Origin of the sequence: Pseudomonas sp. AOB-7 (assembly GCF_003696305.1) — a bacterium.
Taxonomy (GTDB): Bacteria; Pseudomonadota; Gammaproteobacteria; order Pseudomonadales; family Pseudomonadaceae; genus Aquipseudomonas.
On record NZ_RFFK01000040.1, the window covers coordinates 1 to 1,192 of the forward strand.

At 59.9% G+C, this 1,192-nt stretch carries 1 protein-coding gene; it reads left to right on the plus strand.

Annotated elements, in window-relative coordinates:
- Positions 1 to 1,182, plus strand: a 1,182-nt coding sequence (gene tuf, locus EA796_RS22885) for an elongation factor Tu (RefSeq protein ID WP_122110284.1), incomplete at its 5' end; no start/stop codon positions are given.
- Between the last annotated feature and the right edge of the window lie 10 nt (positions 1,183 to 1,192).

The window sequence follows — 1,192 nt, forward strand, 5'->3', positions numbered from 1 at the left end:
AAATTTGAACGTAACAAACCGCACGTCAACGTCGGCACCATCGGTCACGTTGACCACGGTAAAACCACTCTGACCGCTGCTCTGACCCGTGTGTGCTCCGAGGTTTTCGGTTCCGCTCGCGTTGATTTCGACAAGATCGACAGCGCTCCGGAAGAAAAGGCTCGTGGTATCACCATCAACACCGCGCACGTCGAGTACGACTCCAACATTCGTCACTACGCGCACGTTGACTGCCCGGGTCACGCCGACTACGTGAAGAACATGATCACCGGTGCTGCCCAGATGGACGGCGCGATCCTGGTCTGCTCGGCTGCCGATGGCCCCATGCCGCAAACCCGCGAGCACATCCTGCTGTCCCGTCAGGTTGGCGTACCCTACATCGTCGTGTTCCTGAACAAGGCCGACATGGTCGACGACGCCGAGCTGCTGGAGCTGGTGGAAATGGAAGTGCGCGACCTGCTCAGCACTTACGATTTCCCGGGCGACGACACCCCGATCATCATCGGTTCCGCGCTGATGGCGCTGAACGGTCAGGACGACAACGAGCTGGGCACCACTGCCGTCAAGAAGCTGGTTGAGACTCTGGATACCTACATCCCTGAGCCGGTGCGTGCCATCGACCGTCCGTTCCTGATGCCGATCGAAGACGTGTTCTCGATCTCCGGTCGCGGTACCGTGGTAACCGGTCGTGTCGAGCGCGGTATCGTCAAGATCCAGGAAGAAATCGAAATCGTCGGTCTGCGTCCGACCACCAAGACCACCTGCACCGGCGTGGAAATGTTCCGCAAGCTGCTGGACGAAGGTCGTGCTGGCGAGAACTGCGGCGTGCTGCTGCGCGGCACCAAGCGTGATGAAGTCGAGCGTGGTCAGGTTCTGGCCAAGCCGGGCACCATCAAGCCGCACACCAAGTTCGAAGCTGAAGTGTACGTGCTGTCCAAGGAAGAAGGTGGTCGTCACACCCCGTTCTTCAAGGGCTACCGTCCGCAGTTCTACTTCCGTACCACCGACGTGACCGGTTCGTGCGAACTGCCGGAAGGCGTTGAGATGGTAATGCCGGGCGACAACATCAAGATGGTTGTCACCCTGATCAAGCCGATCGCCATGGAAGACGGCCTGCGCTTCGCGATCCGCGAAGGCGGTCGTACCGTCGGCGCCGGCGTGGTTGCCAAGATCGTCGAGTAATCGGTTGATC